A 14,571-nucleotide genomic window follows, 5' to 3' on the forward strand; every position below is an offset into this window, starting at 1 on the left:
AGAAGTATATCATAATCAAAAAATATAGCAAAAAAAAATGTCTAGCGATAGATATAATTTATCAAAACTAGACATAAATTTCACAATTAGTAGACATAAATTTTACAATTAGCTACAACTCACAAAATATCCAATTTCACTGTCTTGATGCCGTCGCGAATGGAGAGGGGCTGTGCTCACAGGGGTAGGTTTTTTACATTTGGGTGGGGAGTGGGGAGTCGGGAATCGGGAGTGGGGAGTGGCTGACAAGGGTAGGTTTTTTACTTTGGAGATAGGTAATAGGTAATAGGTAATAGGTAATAGGTAATAGGTAATGGGTAATGGGTAATGGGTAATGGGGAATGGATCATTGGCAGACCTATTACCCATTACCCCAAAACCAGCATGCATTGGTAGCAGGGTTTTAGCTATTTGCTAATAGATGACATTTCATGTACCTCTGATTGCTTGAGAAATCCGGCGCTTTTGTGAAGACCCTGTGGTTTTTAAAGCTACAGCTTCTATATGCTTGTAAAGATTCTGAGGTATAACCCAGAGCAAATAGGCTGCAGCCCCAGTTAACACAGTACGACGTGGTTCTTCCCAGAGCATCTGCCAGTAGGTACCCAGAGCTTGGTTGAAGAATTCGACAGCCATGGCACCATCTCTCAAGGTAACTGCCCTACGAGCTAGATACCTCAAATGGTAAGCACGGGCACGGTTTTCCCACTCAACCACCACCTCAGGAGCATAGGAACGAGTCTTCTCAATTACCTGTTCCCAAGACTTTTGTTTTTTGAACAAGTTAGCTGATATACCACCGGAATTTACTCGGTATAGAGTCAAAGAGTCAGCAATGCCTTCCAGGTGCCAATTGGTTTGGATAGCAATGCGAAACCAACAATCCAAATCCTGTGACCCTTGCAATCCTTCATCCCAATAAAAGTCTTTGGTCTTTCCGTTGATAGTCTCTTGGTACTTAATGGCTTCAAATACCTGCTTGCGGAACACAGCACAGGAGCCATTACTAATAGGATTACGGCAAATTATGTCACCGATGGTGATGTCCTTCAGCTTGGGAAGTTGATAGATTCCTAGGGGATTTCCTGCTTCATCGATAAACCCAGAACAGCTAAAGCTAATCCCCAAATTTGGATTGTTTTCCAAATGTTCAATATGTTTTTCTAGCTTTTGAGGCAACCATAGGTCATCGCCATCTAAAAATGCTATATACTCTCCCTGGGCTTGGCGGATGCCTTCATTCCTTGCTGCATTAGCTCCCTGATTTTCCTGACGAATAATTTTGATCCTCGGGTCTAGGAACTCCTGGCAAATCTCTACACTGTGGTCAGGAGAACCATCATCAATGAGCAAATATTCAAAATTTTGGTAAGTTTGATCCAAAACTGACTGTACTGTAGCAGCAATATACTTCTCAACGTTGTAGACTGGAGTAATGACAGAAACTTTTTTCATTTTATCACCGATATTATAGTGAATGACTAAGACAATTATTGTCCAAGTTGGTCTTGCAAAATCTGACGTCTTTGGATCATTCCCACTACTTTAACAGCCAGAACTTCGAGGTGGGAATATAGGGGCTTAGGCAACAGCCAAAGTAAATAGGCAGCAGCCAAAGTCCGAAGGGTACGGCTTGGTTCTTCCAAGAGAAGACGCCAGTAAGTTGCCAAAGCAGCGTTAATTAGTTTGACAGACATTGGTCCATCTTTAAGACGTACTGCACTACGAGCAAAGTTTCGCAATCGATAGGCCAGGGCTAAATTTCCCCACTTCTCAATCAATTCAGGAGCGTAGGAGCGAGTTTTTTCTAGTACTTGTTTCCAGGAATCTAACTGTTTGACTAAGTTCGCTGAAAGACTGGCTGAATTGACTCGATATAGGGTTAGTGCTTCAGGGATTCCCTCAATTTTCCAGTCTGTCTGAATCGCAATACGTAGCCAACATTCAATATCTTCAGCGCGGCGAAAGTTTTCATCAAAGTAAAAATCTTCTGTAGTGCCGTAAAGGTTATCTTGATACTTAAGGGCTTCAAAGACTTCCCGTCGAATTACGGGAGCTGAACCATTACCAATAGGACTAGACCGGAATAAATCTGATCGGGTAATGTCCTTTAACTTAGGCATTAGATAAGTGTTCAATAAATTTCCAGATTCATCAATCAATGCAGAACGGCTAAAACTAACCCCTACCTCTGGCAATTTTTCTAGGTGTTCAATATGTCTTTCCAGTTTGTGAGGCAACCATAAGTCATCCCCATCTAAAAACGCTAAATAATCTCCTTCGGCATGGCGAATTCCTGTATTGCGCGCTCCAGCAAGTCCCCGATTAGTTTGATGAATAATCTTAATTCGATGATCCGAGAATTCTTGACAAATTTTTATACTACTGTCTGGGGATTCATCGTCAATAATGAGCAGTTCAAAGTTGGTATAGGTCTGGTCGAGAACAGACTGCACCGCTGCTGCAATATACTTTTCAACTCCGTAGACGGGAATAATGACAGAAACATGTTTCATTGTTTGACCAGTGGTTTTAAATAGAACTAGTTTTAATTTTATTTATTTTTTTAAAGAAAATTTCTCAAAAAAAATAGATAAATACTTGAAACTGACAACTGACGACTAAAAATTACCTCCTGACCACTATCATCTTCCCAGGAACTGATCACAAATTTATGCCCAAGTGTACTAGACTATTTTGCATTTGTGATCTGGTAGCTAAGGTGGGACCCGCTACCAATTGCAGTTGGGGATAATACATAATAGATGAGTCTGACTTAATAATTTTCCATTGGCTTAAAACAGAGGAATAGACGGTTTGTGCAATCCGTAAATCTCGCTCTATAATTTCCAGAGTCAAGGCATCTTGGGACATTTTGCTAAGTTTTACTTCAAGCTGAGAAATCTGAAACTCTAGATCCCTGGCCTTGTCATCACTACCTTGTAGTTGTGGTTTAATATCATCCATTTCTAAGGGTAGATCATCTTGGAATAAGCTAGCTTGAGGCTGATGGTGAACAGGATTCATAATCTGAGGATTGGTAGAATGACTATGATCAGACTGAGTCGGTACTAGCTCAGCCAGCAATTCAATCTTTTTGCGCCGTAATTCAATCTTTTTCCGCCGTAGTGTTTCTATTGTCTCTAAGAGCTGGTTTAAGGGCAATCCTATGTTCGCCGTTTTTTCAGCTAGGCGTTGCTGTGCTTTTTCTAGATCGTTTTCGGCTGATTTTATATACACTGGGATAGTCTTTTCTTGTTGAGCAATTTCTTGCTTTCTGAGTTGTTCCAGTCTTTTGTTAAACGCCTGATTAATGGCGAAGGCTCTCCGTTGCGCTTCCTCAGGGGTGACTCCTGAAATTTCAAAAACCATCATTGTAGAGTTATCGATTAGTTGAATCGAAGGCTTATCTAAGCTATCTAGAGATATATTTAGCTGCTTTGCCGCTTCTTCTAAAACCGTCACACTTTCAGCTATCAACTTCAGCTGTTTTCTGGGATCATCGAAGCGATCGCTTAACCCAGCACTGCTATTACTATTATTACTGTTATTAAAGTCACAATCACCAAATTCAGAACCCTGAGTGTTAGGGAATGTCCCACTACTGGCTAATGATAAAGTCCATTGGCTGACATAAAACTGATCAGTATCAGTCTCATCTTGAGATTGGAGTACAGTATGAGATTGGAGTACAGTATGCTCTAAGGTTACAGGAGACGTTTGAGGTTTAGCAAAGACATACCTAGCAGACCAAACCACAAATAACGGAATTAAAAGGGCATGAACCAGTAAAACCGATACAGCGACCGTGATGATTCCCCATTTCACTGCTATCAGTAGACTACAGGAAAAGATGATAGTAAATAAGACATTCCAGAGCAAGCCAATTTGCGGTTTATCAATGGCTGCTAAAAGCTGAAATCCAGCAATATCAAAGGGTCTAGGAATTGCTGATAAGCAAACTAAAATGACGATGGGAACAACCATACTCCAGCCTTCCGTATGAATTTTTTCCCCAACCATAATGGGAATATAAAACGGAACTAGACTTGCTTGTAAAGCAACAAAACCAACAATCACTTTCCCAATCGTCTTCAGACTGCTAAAGTATGTTTGCTTAAATTTCGATAAGTTTGTCCGGACTTCACATAGGGCAGGGTATAAAGCAGTAGTAATGGATTGGACGATAGTCAAGCTAATTCCCAATCCAGCATTGTAAGCAAAGTAGTAAACACCTAATAGGTCAATTCCTATAAAGCGACCAATGATAAGATAGTCGAGAGTTTCCCTGAGAGTCTTTAAAAGTTCAATCCCCAGGAAATTGATTCCAAAGCGAAAAATCTTACCCCAGTATTTGGTTGTGAAAGAGCCAGTTCTCCGCCAGGGATGTTTGAACAGATAGGTAATGAATTCTATAGGGCTAGCTATTAGTATGGGAAGTATTATCGCCCACATTCCCAGATGAAGAACAGCAAAGACAGCGGTTAAAATATTGGCGGTGGCATATCTGAGAGCGCGAGCAGTAGCCGTTACCTGAATTCGATTATCCCTTTGAATTAGTGCTGACTGTACTGCTCCTAAGGGAGCAATCAAAAAGTTAAATGCTAATAGACAAATGGGTAAAATAAGTTGGTTATCCTTATAAAACCACGCAACTGGAAAAGCAGCAAGGCACTGCATAACGAATAGACTTGCAAAAAGTACCCAATTTAACCAATAAGCACTATTACAAATGTCTTCCAGCTCATCGGCTTCCGCCTGTATAATTCTAGCATGAACACCGATCCGCGTTATTGTTTGTGAATATTCATAGGTCGTCAGAACCAGTGCAGCTAATCCAAAGTCATGGGGAGTTAAGAAGCGTGGCAAAATAAACGTTGCAGCTAAACGGGAAACCCGAATAAATGCCTGTGCCACTCCCATCCAACCAAGATTGCGAGTAAAAGTGCTACGGTTACCTAGTTTTTGCTTAATGCGACTCCCGATTGTTTTGACAATTTTCACAGTGGATCTCCCATCCTGCCATCCTTGTGATGATTGATATCTGTCGAAATTGATATCTGTAAAATTAGAGTGGTAGTTAGTGCTCTTAAATCATCCGATTATCAACAGATACCATCGGCATTTTCTGGCCGATTAGTTGGATTAAATGTCCAGCTAGTTTTTTAGGCATAATTTTGATTATTAATAGTTTTAAAATCAGACGCATAGTTTCCTTGCTTAGCAAAAATTTTGGATAAAGCTTTATGGAATAGCTTAGTTTTTTAATAGCTAGCTTTACTGCTTCATTATCAAAAGCATTAGCTATACACTGCTTAGCAAGATAACGATAGGCATTCGCTAAACTCTTATTTTTAAGAGACTTAAGTTCTGGTGGAGCTGCCTTGAATGCTCTTTCAATTACAATTAGGTTCGCATTCTCCATCACATCCACTTTAGAGGTCATTGACTGGGAAGAGCGACGGTAGAGAATTTGGTATTTAGGAACCAGTGCAAAAGGACATAAAGCTGCTAGCCTGAGGTAATAATCCCAATCTTCAACTGATTTCAGGCATGGGTCAAATTCTCCAGCTGCTTCAATATACTTCCGCTTAACCATGATATTGGAACCACTGGATATGAAGTTACGAATTAGTAATTGGGGATAAACATTACCCTCCCAATAGAGTGGTTGCCAAGCAAACAAAAATTTGCTATTCTCATCTATAAAGGCAGTCCAACTGTAAGCCACTCCGGCTTCAGGATTTTTTTGCAGTGCTGCTAACTGTAGCTCCAATTTATCGGGTTTCCATAAATCATCGGCATCTATAAACGTAATAAACTCGCCCCTAGAGCGACGAATGCCACGATTACGTGCCACTGGCAATCCGCCATTTTCATAGGAAAACACTTTCAATCGAGGATCGTTGACTGTACTGATTACATCTAATGTCCCATCAGTGGAGCCGTCATTAATGGCAATTAACTCAAAATCTGAAAACGTTTGTGCTTGAATCGATTGGATCGTTTCTAATATAGTTTTTTCTCCGTTATAAACTGGAACTATTACAGATATGGTGGCCATGGCGATTATCCTTTTTCTGTATATAATTAGTACATGGTAATTACCCACAAAAGGTCTAGACAAACCCCTTGAGCATTTTTATTTTAGTCCCATCCCTACTACAACCAAACCAGGCCAGTAGAGGTAAGCTAATCCCTCTAGATTTTCCCCAAAGGAAAACAGGATACAAATTAATAGTATTGTTAGTGCTGTTGTGGCAACTTTACTCCTTTGAGCTTTAATTAAAAGTTCTATAAAAGTATAGACTATAGGAATTAATATTCCAATAAACCCGACGATTCCATGAGTATATAAAGCACCATACCAAGTGTGGTGACTTCCAATAGGCATACCAGCGACAACATCAGGGCCTTTACCTACTTTAATGGCATGACCCCAAATCGGTGCATCTTCTTCCCACTTACGGTGAGAAAGCCGTGCTAAAGCCGACCTAACCCGCGAAGAAGCAGATCTTTGACTGGAAAAAGAGTCTTTCAAGTTTCTAGCTATCATCAGCAGTTGGGGACCAAATAGACCACCAATAAAACTCCCTATTCCTGCCGTAATTTGGATGGCGGGTTCGGTTATATTTCCCAAAAATGTTACCAGTATTGGTATACCCACTAAGCAGATTATCCCCATCCGGGACAATGAACCTACAATTGCAGCAGCACAACCAATCATACCAATAAAACGCCACTTTATGTCCGGGTCTCTACTACTAAGGAAAAAGTGTACGTTACAGGCAAATGCCAATGCTGGAGCCCAAGGCGCAAATAAGAAAAGCCGTGTTTCACCACTTTTTATCACGTAAGGACTTACGGCGTAGTAACGTTGACTGTTACCCCCAATTTTTGCCATTAGGGTGCTAGTATACAATGGCATCTCTAACCCAGTTAGACTTAACCCATAGGTAATTGGCACCAAGATCAGAGTTTGTAGGGAAAGGATAGAAATTGCTCTATAGATTATTTGTGGTCGGATGTTGAGGCAACCAATTAAAGGAAATAAGGCCAGAAGCGCCCAAGTTCTCAAAAAGGAGTTAATAAAGGATTTTATCGTTTTAACAGTTGAAAAACCCCAATCTAAATGACCCACAACTAAGGCTAGGCCAATGACTGATATGCAAACAATCCAGACCCAGACTCCAATGGGAATCCGAATCCTTTCTTCCGGTGGAGTATCTGATGTTTGCTGCCAAAGCTTCTTAATTAGATAAAAGGTTAGCAGCCAAGCTAGAGCTGGGGCAAAAACAAACTGTGCGCCTAAAAAAAATAATAAGTAGGTGGAAATTATATAATAGAAAACTACTTTTTCTTCAAAGTTTTGGGGTTTCATTAAAGCCTGCCTAATGGCTTAGGTTACTGGTGCCATGCTATGATGTCTAGCTTGATAACAAGTGGATTAGTTGCATCAGAAATCTTTTCTTTGGTTCCCGATTGGCGATGTGAAGCTATTAGATGTTGTGAAACTATTATTTGATGGTTGAGAACGTAAGGGTGGAACATCAGAATTAAACGATTCTACTTTGCCGTACATTGAGGGTTGTGATTTACCTTGTAAATGGGGACGTAACCAGAGTAAAAATAGTCCTGCACTAATTAACAATGAACCAGCTGCTGCACCAAGTAAGGCCGATGACTTTTTCGGTGCTATCGCGTCTGGGGGTAAGCTGGGTTCAGCTAGCAGCTGAACTTGAGGATAGGAAAGGGATTGGTTGAATCGACCAATGGCTGATTGAGTTAAGGTTGAAGCATAGATAGTTTCCGCAATGCGCATATTGCGTTCTAGGATCTCCATCCTCAAAGCATCCTGGCTCATTTGTTTGAGTTTGGCTTCGAGCTCAGCAATCTGGTTGGTTAATACCCAGGCTCTAGCTTCCACACCCTGTTGCCGTGCTTCCACCTCAACAATTTGGCGCAGCAAATTTTCCCGGGAAGAACCAGTTTCAGGCCCAGAGTTAACACTGAGCTGGTCAATAATTGCTAAAGACATGGGGCGACCTAACAGAGATTGACTACGCTCTAGCAAAGCTGCTTTAGCACTCTCTTGCTTGCTCTTCTCGTCCACTACAGATGGATGCTTGGAACCGTATTTGGAACTCAAAACCGTCAGGGCTGCCGTAGCCTGACTGTATTCCCTTAGGGTTTGCTGAAATATCTGGTCAGCCTTAAGTACAAAAGCATCAGCAGCTTGTCCAGACGACAACTTGAGATTAGCTGAGAGGTTGCTAAGATTGGCTTTTGCTTCTCGCCCTTGGGCTAACAAATCGATTTGTTGTTGTCGTAAACTTTCTATAGTGGATGATAGCTGGTTAACTTGTTCTTTCGAGTTCAATCCAGTTCTAGCTTTGTGTTCAGACAGACGTCTTTGAATATCTGCTAAATTTTTCTTAGCTGCCTCCAAATCAGCTTGAATTGGTAGCTGATTGTCTCCTACTTCTTCTTGCCTAAGTTGTTCAAGTCTCTCCTGGAAAGCCTGGTGCATAGCAAAACCTTTCTGTTGGGCTTCCTCAGCAGAGTCTCCTGTGATTTCAAAGGCCATCATAGTTGAATTGTCAACAATTTTGACCCTAGGCTTGCCCAGCTCTTGAGAGGACATGTTCAGTATACTGGCAGCATCCTTAAGCACCGGCTTACTTTCCGCAATGAATTTCATCTTTTCCCTCGGGTCATGGGAGCGATCGCCAAATGGTGACCTAACATCTGAACTCGCTCCCCCTAATTCTGGGATATTAATTCTGGTGGATGAGCCTGAGACAGGAAGTGATACTGCCCATTTACTGGTATAAGTTGGCTGAGCTGATTTCAAATAAAAAAATGTTAAGCCCCAAATTCCGGCATTAATGGATATCCCTAAACACAAGTAAAATAGCCAACGTAGAGGCATGAGATTTGATTTTTCATAGGGATATGGGGCTATGGTATTATAATTAGTAGTCATTGGAGCATCTCACCTGGCAAATCCACATTTTGAGTTTTAAGTTGTAGTTTTAAGTTGTAGTCTTAAGTTGTAGTCTTAAGTTATGATTTTTTATAGTTTCTATTATGAAAGACTTGGCAGAGAGTTTTACCCCACTATCAAGCAATGGCTTAAACCCTTAGCCAATACACCCCTGATGAAGAGTCAGATCCCCTGAGCTTATAACTTGTGATAGATACATTAATTATAACATTTCAGCTATCCTCAATATGAATTAGGGTATAAATATGTCTTTAATAATCCGAATGGGATTGAAGATATCCCCAATAAAGTCAAAAACACTTTTGACATTAGTGACCGTTGAATCATAGCAAGCGACACTATCTCTTGGCATCAGCACTGGATTAACTTGGTCATCATTAGGCTTCTTCACCAAGTCCTCTACAGAACGTTCTATTGCCAGAGTTTCCCCAGTAGTACGGTCAGTTTGCAGTAACAGAGCACGGCGATCTGCATTTGTGGTTTCTGTGCCTCCGACACAACTAGCAGCAATTACAGCTTGAGACAGACGGGAGCCATATTCAACTTCCTGGACTCTAAGGTCACGTCCATTATTGGGATTAGTCAGATTGGAGAGAAACACAGGAATAGTTGAGGGAGTAAGCTGGGAAGGTCTGGCTAGATAATATTGAGGCAACTCCCGAGTAGGAACAATGATTTGGTCTCCAGCAATCAAGGGAATATCCTCCACTGGTGATCCGGTGAAGACACCAGATAAATCAATTACCTGTTCCTGTTCACCCCTAACCAACCGCACCTGTTCAATGTTGGCATTTGGTTTGATGCCGCCAGCCGTTAAAATGGCAAAGGTTAGGTAGCGTTCTGGAGGATAGTCTCCTGAGACAGTAGCAATCGATGCCGGTAAGTCTCGACCTTTAGAATCCGTATCATTAATCAAAACCCGACCAGGTTCAAAAACCGCTCCTCCCACAGTTACCTGAATTGGAGCCCACTCAAACAGTTGAATGCTGACTTTGAGGAAATCAGCCTGAAAAAAGCCTCCTTCAAGTAAAGCCTTGACTAGGTCTTGCTCGATTTCTGATACTTCTCGACCCGCTGCCAGTATCGGGTCTAGGTAGGGGAATTTGATGTAACCATCCAGATTAACTTCATAGGTGGCACTGAAGCGTTCAGCTTCCGGGATTTCTTCTTCGCCAGCCACAAAGAGTCTAAGGCGATCGCCAGGAGACAGTGGTAGAGCCCAACTGGGAACTGATAAACCTATTGCTGCTACGGTAGTAATTAACCCTGCTATCCAAAACTTGAGAATGGACATTGAAGAATCTCTGGGTTCACAACTATTACTTAGTGCTATTACTTAGTGATAACACTTAGTGATAACACGTGATAACACTTAGTATAGGGGGGTTTGGGTCAGTGTTTGAGTGTTGACTGACGATCAACACTCAACAAAAAACATTCAACAAAAAACACTTAACAAAAAACACTCAATTCCCTTTGCGAGTAATTCAAGTATATAAGTAACTATAGCGTTTGTATCTAGGTTGTAAACACACGTATTGCCGAAAAAGGCAAGAGGCAAGAGGCATGCATGCTAGAGGGGCAAGAGCTCCGGAGTTTTATTGGAAAATAACAAAAGACCTTCTAGGTTTACATCTCAAATACATACAAATGCTATAGTTAAGTTTAAGTTAACCAACCACAACAGTTTCTTTAATTGCCGAGAGGGGCTTACCCTGAAAATAGTCAGGAATGGGCGCTCCCATCAAATTCAGAATAGTGGGGGCTAAATCTAGAGAATGACCAGCTGGTAAACTAGAACCTGGCTCAATATCTTGTCCTTTAATCACCAAAAAGCCATCAGAGCGGTGAGAACCAGTACGATTAAAGGGAACTGGACCAATCCGTCCAATATCGGGACTATCTACTACGTCAGTAGCATATTTTTCTTGCCAGATAACGACTAAGTCACCATCAGGTAATTTCGGACCAGTTTCAGTTGCCGATTGGCGGGTGCGGATAATTTCCTTCACCATTGGTTCCCCAGTGCGAGCATCTTTAAGCTGGTAGAGTTTTTGAGTCAATTCCTCACATACAGCATCGTACTGATCAGGGGCGACAATACCCTGAGGTTCCCTTCCCTGGAGATTAATCCTGATATATCCTTCCGAATAACTAGGCAGCGCGAATGCTTTCATCTGAGGCCAGCACGGTTGGTACCAGGATGGACTCTGGAAGAAGAATGGATCAGATTCTGCCTGCATCTTGAACGGAGAAATGAGATCCGGTGCAGGAGTGGAACCAAACAAGGGTGCGATGGGATTGAAAAGTTTGGTAGGGAGTTGACGTCTCAAAAAACCTTTGAGTGGATTCGATTCATGCTTGAGGCTCCATACTTTTCCCATCCAACCCTTTTTCGCCCTGGCATCATTGACTAGGGGTTTTGGGGGTTTACCATACTTGCCACGAGCAATGCCATATTTACCTGGGAAACTCCAGCGATAGAGAAATTCTGGCAGGAACAACATACTCGGTAGATCCATGACGTTAGACCCCATACCATGGGCAGCAAATACTACGACCTGGGCATTATCCGGGGCTTTGCTCAAAATGCCACCAATGGCTTCGTCAATAGCTTCAAAAATTTCTAACACGGGATCTCCAGGGCATTTAGCACCTACAGATGGGTAGAGAGGATGATCCGGCTGACTCAGGTGCCAGAAGTAATGCCCTGCAGTATGGGTTTCACCAAAGATTGTTAAGAAGAAATCCCACGGCATCTGCTGCAACAAGTCTTGACAAATGGCACCCCGGCGGGCGATACCAATCTCCAGTTGTGCTTGAAGACCCTTGAGTGCTGCCACATCCATAATACTGGCATGGTCTTTGCGTAAGACAGGATGCTCACCATGCTTATCAATCACATCCTGTAGCAAGGATTTGGGTATGGAATGACTGGGAGTCTGAGGAGAGTGAGCTCCCCAAGCAAGGACTTGCAACCCATTGACCTGATTGGACAGGGGAGCTTGAGGCATATCAAAGACTGCCACCCGATAGTCATCTCCCAAGCCATAGAAGGGTTGATACTCAGCAAAGTCGTAGGCTTGAATGTCTTCTACTTCGTAAGTGCCTTCCTTAATTTTCAGAGGTGCCCAGTACCCTGTTTGCTCAGGAGAACAACCAGTAAGGAATGTTGTCCAGGGAGTCTCAGCCCGGTAGTATTCATATGTCTTTAAACGTCCGTAAGATCCCTGTTCTCGTAAGCGACGCAGGTTTTTCAGATGTCCTTGAGATATCCATTGCTCTATCAAGGCAGGGTCGGCAGCATCCAAGCCAATGGCAATTACAGGGTTTCTCATTGTTGTGGTCGGTAGATGTGCGGGTAATTTTCTGGTAGGTTAAGTAGTGTGCCTAGTTTAGCTCAGCATCTAACCTTACAAATAACGATAGTCGGCTTCACACAGATGAAGGTTGAAGGATCGATGAATCTTAGAGTAGGCTTTTATAAAGTTTCTGTAAAGACTACTGCTATCGATCACACTATGTAGTCTCATTCTATAAGTAGCAAAGATTTGAGGCATTTGTTAGCTCGACTAGTTCTCCGACTCGACTGGTGAGCTACTCCCTGGTAAAAAATCTTCTTAAAATAAGGCATAGACCTGATCAATACTACCTGATCAAAACAACGACTCGTGATCTGGAAAAATTACCCTTGTTAGCTCATTTATGTAGAGTCGATGAAGAATATTTAAAGATTTTATTAAGTTCAGAGAAAATACTAGGCTGGACTCGCCCATAGGCTATGATATTAATGGTATAATTAACCATTAACTAACCATCAATGAACCATAACGGAGGACTGGTGCAACCATAAAAACCAGTAATTTTAATTAAAGTAAATCCCTAATACATAACAAATAAATAAAGCCTAAATAAAGCCTAAATAAAGCTATTCTTCCTAAGTATTATAGAGAGGAATTGACTTGAGGTTTTTAAGCTATAAGCATCTAAGCAGATTGGGAGTTACTAGGAGGAGGGAAAACTTAATTCATTCCCAGACAGCATGATTGATTCAATCAGAGTTGACTCTAATCTATAACGTTATGATTAGTAACCAATTCTCCCCTCGATACGTTCTAGTTCACGCTGTGACAATGAGATTGAATATTTCGTGAATTACCTAACACTGTCCTGAGGGATAATTCATCGCTTCTTAACACAGTGAACTAGAGTTTAATGCTAATACCAAAATAGATTTATGTCAAATTACTGAGATCATTGTTATCAAACCCTGGTGTAATCTACCTCAAGGGATTACTGTTGTTTAATTAGGGAATATTTATAGGTTCAGCTATCTAGAAAACAGGTGGGACCCGAACGCGCCCCGCGTCGGCTTTGCCGAAAGGTGCGACCCTAGGGCGATTTACTCGCCCTAGGAGGCGCGCACCTTGAGCGAATTTAATTACGGGTCAAGGGCACCTAAGGGTATTTACCAATAATTTTTCAGAGCTACTATAGTCAAATTACTAAAACTGTGATAATGTAATTTTATTCTTTTCCAAATAAAATCTTCTTGCTCGAAACAGTATCAAGCTAACTTGGGTAGCCGATCGGGAAATGGCAAATTGACTGAGTTCGGCTCCAAGTCTGAAGATTGTTGGGAAAAGCTTGGCGGCTGTTTTTAGTGCTTATTCCTTAGGTAGGAGAGACATCGTAAAGTAAAAAGGTTAAACATGAGAGAAATAGTGAAAATACTAAACTTAGAGATTGATAATATATCCAAGTCAGAGCTGTTAAAGCGGCTCGATACCGGGGTGATTTTCACTCCCAATGTCGATCACTTAGTCAAGCTACAAAAAGACCCTGAATTCATGAAGGCATATCGAATTGCCGATTATAGATTATGTGATAGTAAAGTTGTGTATTATGCGTCGAGGTTCTTGGGGTCACCCATACAGGAGAAAATTTCTGGATCTGACCTTTTTCCAGCTTTTTATGATTATCACAGAAACAATAAGACTATTAAAATATTTCTCTTAGGTGGACGAGAAGGAGTCGCTAAACAAGCTCAAGAAAATGTCAATGCTAGAGTTGGCAGAGAAATTGTTATCGCTGCGCACTCCCCATCATTCGGATTTGAGAAGAATGATGCTGAATGCCGAGAAATCATCGAAATGGTTAAGAACTCTGGAGCTACAGTACTAGCTGTGGGAGTTGGTGCACCTAAACAAGAAAAGTGGATACATAAGTACAAAGATCAATTACCAAACATCAAAATATTCATGGCAGTAGGTGCCACCCTTGATTTTGAAGCAGGCACTAAACCAAGGTCGCCTGAATGGATGAGTGATGTAGGATTGGAATGGTTACACAGGCTATTATCTGAACCGCGACGATTGTGGCGGCGATACCTGTTTGATGCTCCGGTCTTCCTTTGGTTAGTGTTGAAACAAAAACTCAAGAGTTCTATGTTGCCACCAGCTAGGGTCAATCTGAATTGATCCCAAGTGATATCGTTTCGGTTTATATGGGAATTGTTTGGAGGAAAACCGCGAAGATCCAAAGGACAGGAAGGGAGGAAGGCA

The 14,571-nt window shown here is 41.7% G+C and carries 10 protein-coding genes; 1 reads left to right on the forward strand and 9 read right to left on the reverse strand.

The annotated features are described in order from the left end of the window. Nucleotides 1-108 precede the first annotated feature (108 nt). From LYNGBM3L_RS46350 to LYNGBM3L_RS03240, 9 genes are all read right to left on the reverse strand, one after another. On the reverse strand, nt 109-390 hold the full coding sequence (locus LYNGBM3L_RS46350) for a hypothetical protein (protein ID WP_008179024.1): 282 nt from the start codon (nt 388-390) through the stop codon (nt 109-111). A 39-nt stretch (nt 391-429) separates the two neighbouring features. Further along, on the reverse strand, nt 430-1,455 hold the full coding sequence (locus LYNGBM3L_RS03205; RefSeq protein WP_008179026.1) for a glycosyltransferase family 2 protein: 1,026 nt from the start codon (nt 1,453-1,455) through the stop codon (nt 430-432). Between the two features lie 35 nt (nt 1,456-1,490). Beyond that, complete coding sequence (locus LYNGBM3L_RS03210) at nt 1,491-2,516, reverse strand: glycosyltransferase family 2 protein (protein WP_008179028.1); 1,026 nt, start codon at nt 2,514-2,516, stop codon at nt 1,491-1,493. A 148-nt stretch (nt 2,517-2,664) separates the two neighbouring features. Further along, nucleotides 2,665-5,004 carry a lipopolysaccharide biosynthesis protein gene (locus tag LYNGBM3L_RS35290; protein WP_008179030.1) on the reverse strand — a complete coding sequence of 780 codons (2,340 nt, stop codon included), beginning with the start codon at nt 5,002-5,004 and terminating at the stop codon, nt 2,665-2,667. An 85-nt stretch (nt 5,005-5,089) separates the two neighbouring features. After that, a complete protein-coding gene (locus LYNGBM3L_RS03220) occupies nt 5,090-6,064 on the reverse strand; it encodes a glycosyltransferase (protein WP_008179032.1) in 975 nt (324 codons plus the stop codon). Between the two features lie 78 nt (nt 6,065-6,142). Continuing rightward, nucleotides 6,143-7,381 carry a hypothetical protein gene (locus tag LYNGBM3L_RS03225; RefSeq protein ID WP_008179035.1) on the reverse strand — a complete coding sequence of 413 codons (1,239 nt, stop codon included), beginning with the start codon at nt 7,379-7,381 and terminating at the stop codon, nt 6,143-6,145. A 75-nt stretch (nt 7,382-7,456) separates the two neighbouring features. Beyond that, nucleotides 7,457-8,986, reverse strand: coding sequence for a GumC family protein (locus LYNGBM3L_RS03230; protein WP_008179036.1), 1,530 nt, complete (start codon nt 8,984-8,986; stop codon nt 7,457-7,459). A 253-nt stretch (nt 8,987-9,239) separates the two neighbouring features. After that, nucleotides 9,240-10,301: a polysaccharide biosynthesis/export family protein gene (locus tag LYNGBM3L_RS03235; protein ID WP_008179040.1), complete on the reverse strand. Its 1,062-nt coding sequence runs from the start codon at nt 10,299-10,301 to the stop codon at nt 9,240-9,242. A gap of 376 nt (nt 10,302-10,677) precedes the next feature. Further along, nucleotides 10,678-12,345 (reverse strand): alkaline phosphatase family protein, encoded by a 1,668-nt coding sequence (locus tag LYNGBM3L_RS03240; protein WP_008179042.1) that lies wholly within the window; start codon nt 12,343-12,345, stop codon nt 10,678-10,680. Nucleotides 12,346-13,719: 1,374 nt separating this feature from the next. Here LYNGBM3L_RS03240 and LYNGBM3L_RS03245 point away from each other — a divergent pair. Then, nucleotides 13,720-14,487, forward strand: coding sequence for a WecB/TagA/CpsF family glycosyltransferase (locus LYNGBM3L_RS03245; protein ID WP_008179049.1), 768 nt, complete (start codon nt 13,720-13,722; stop codon nt 14,485-14,487). The last annotated feature ends 84 nt before the right edge of the window (nt 14,488-14,571 follow it).

The sequence above is a fragment of the Moorena producens 3L genome (genome assembly GCF_000211815.1).
GTDB lineage: Bacteria > Cyanobacteriota > Cyanobacteriia > Cyanobacteriales > Coleofasciculaceae > Moorena > Moorena producens.

Coding starts and splice junctions, on each gene's coding strand:
- LYNGBM3L_RS03230 (WP_008179036.1), bottom strand. CDS start 8,986: ATGACTACTAATTATAATACCATAGCCCCATATCCCTATGAAAAATCA.
- LYNGBM3L_RS46350 (WP_008179024.1), bottom strand. CDS start 390: ATGCATGCTGGTTTTGGGGTAATGGGTAATAGGTCTGCCAATGATCCA.
- LYNGBM3L_RS03220 (WP_008179032.1), bottom strand. CDS start 6,064: ATGGCCACCATATCTGTAATAGTTCCAGTTTATAACGGAGAAAAAACT.
- LYNGBM3L_RS03245 (WP_008179049.1), top strand. CDS start 13,720: ATGAGAGAAATAGTGAAAATACTAAACTTAGAGATTGATAATATATCC.
- LYNGBM3L_RS03225 (WP_008179035.1), bottom strand. CDS start 7,381: ATGAAACCCCAAAACTTTGAAGAAAAAGTAGTTTTCTATTATATAATT.
- LYNGBM3L_RS03205 (WP_008179026.1), bottom strand. CDS start 1,455: ATGAAAAAAGTTTCTGTCATTACTCCAGTCTACAACGTTGAGAAGTAT.
- LYNGBM3L_RS03240 (WP_008179042.1), bottom strand. CDS start 12,345: ATGAGAAACCCTGTAATTGCCATTGGCTTGGATGCTGCCGACCCTGCC.
- LYNGBM3L_RS03210 (WP_008179028.1), bottom strand. CDS start 2,516: ATGAAACATGTTTCTGTCATTATTCCCGTCTACGGAGTTGAAAAGTAT.
- LYNGBM3L_RS03235 (WP_008179040.1), bottom strand. CDS start 10,301: ATGTCCATTCTCAAGTTTTGGATAGCAGGGTTAATTACTACCGTAGCA.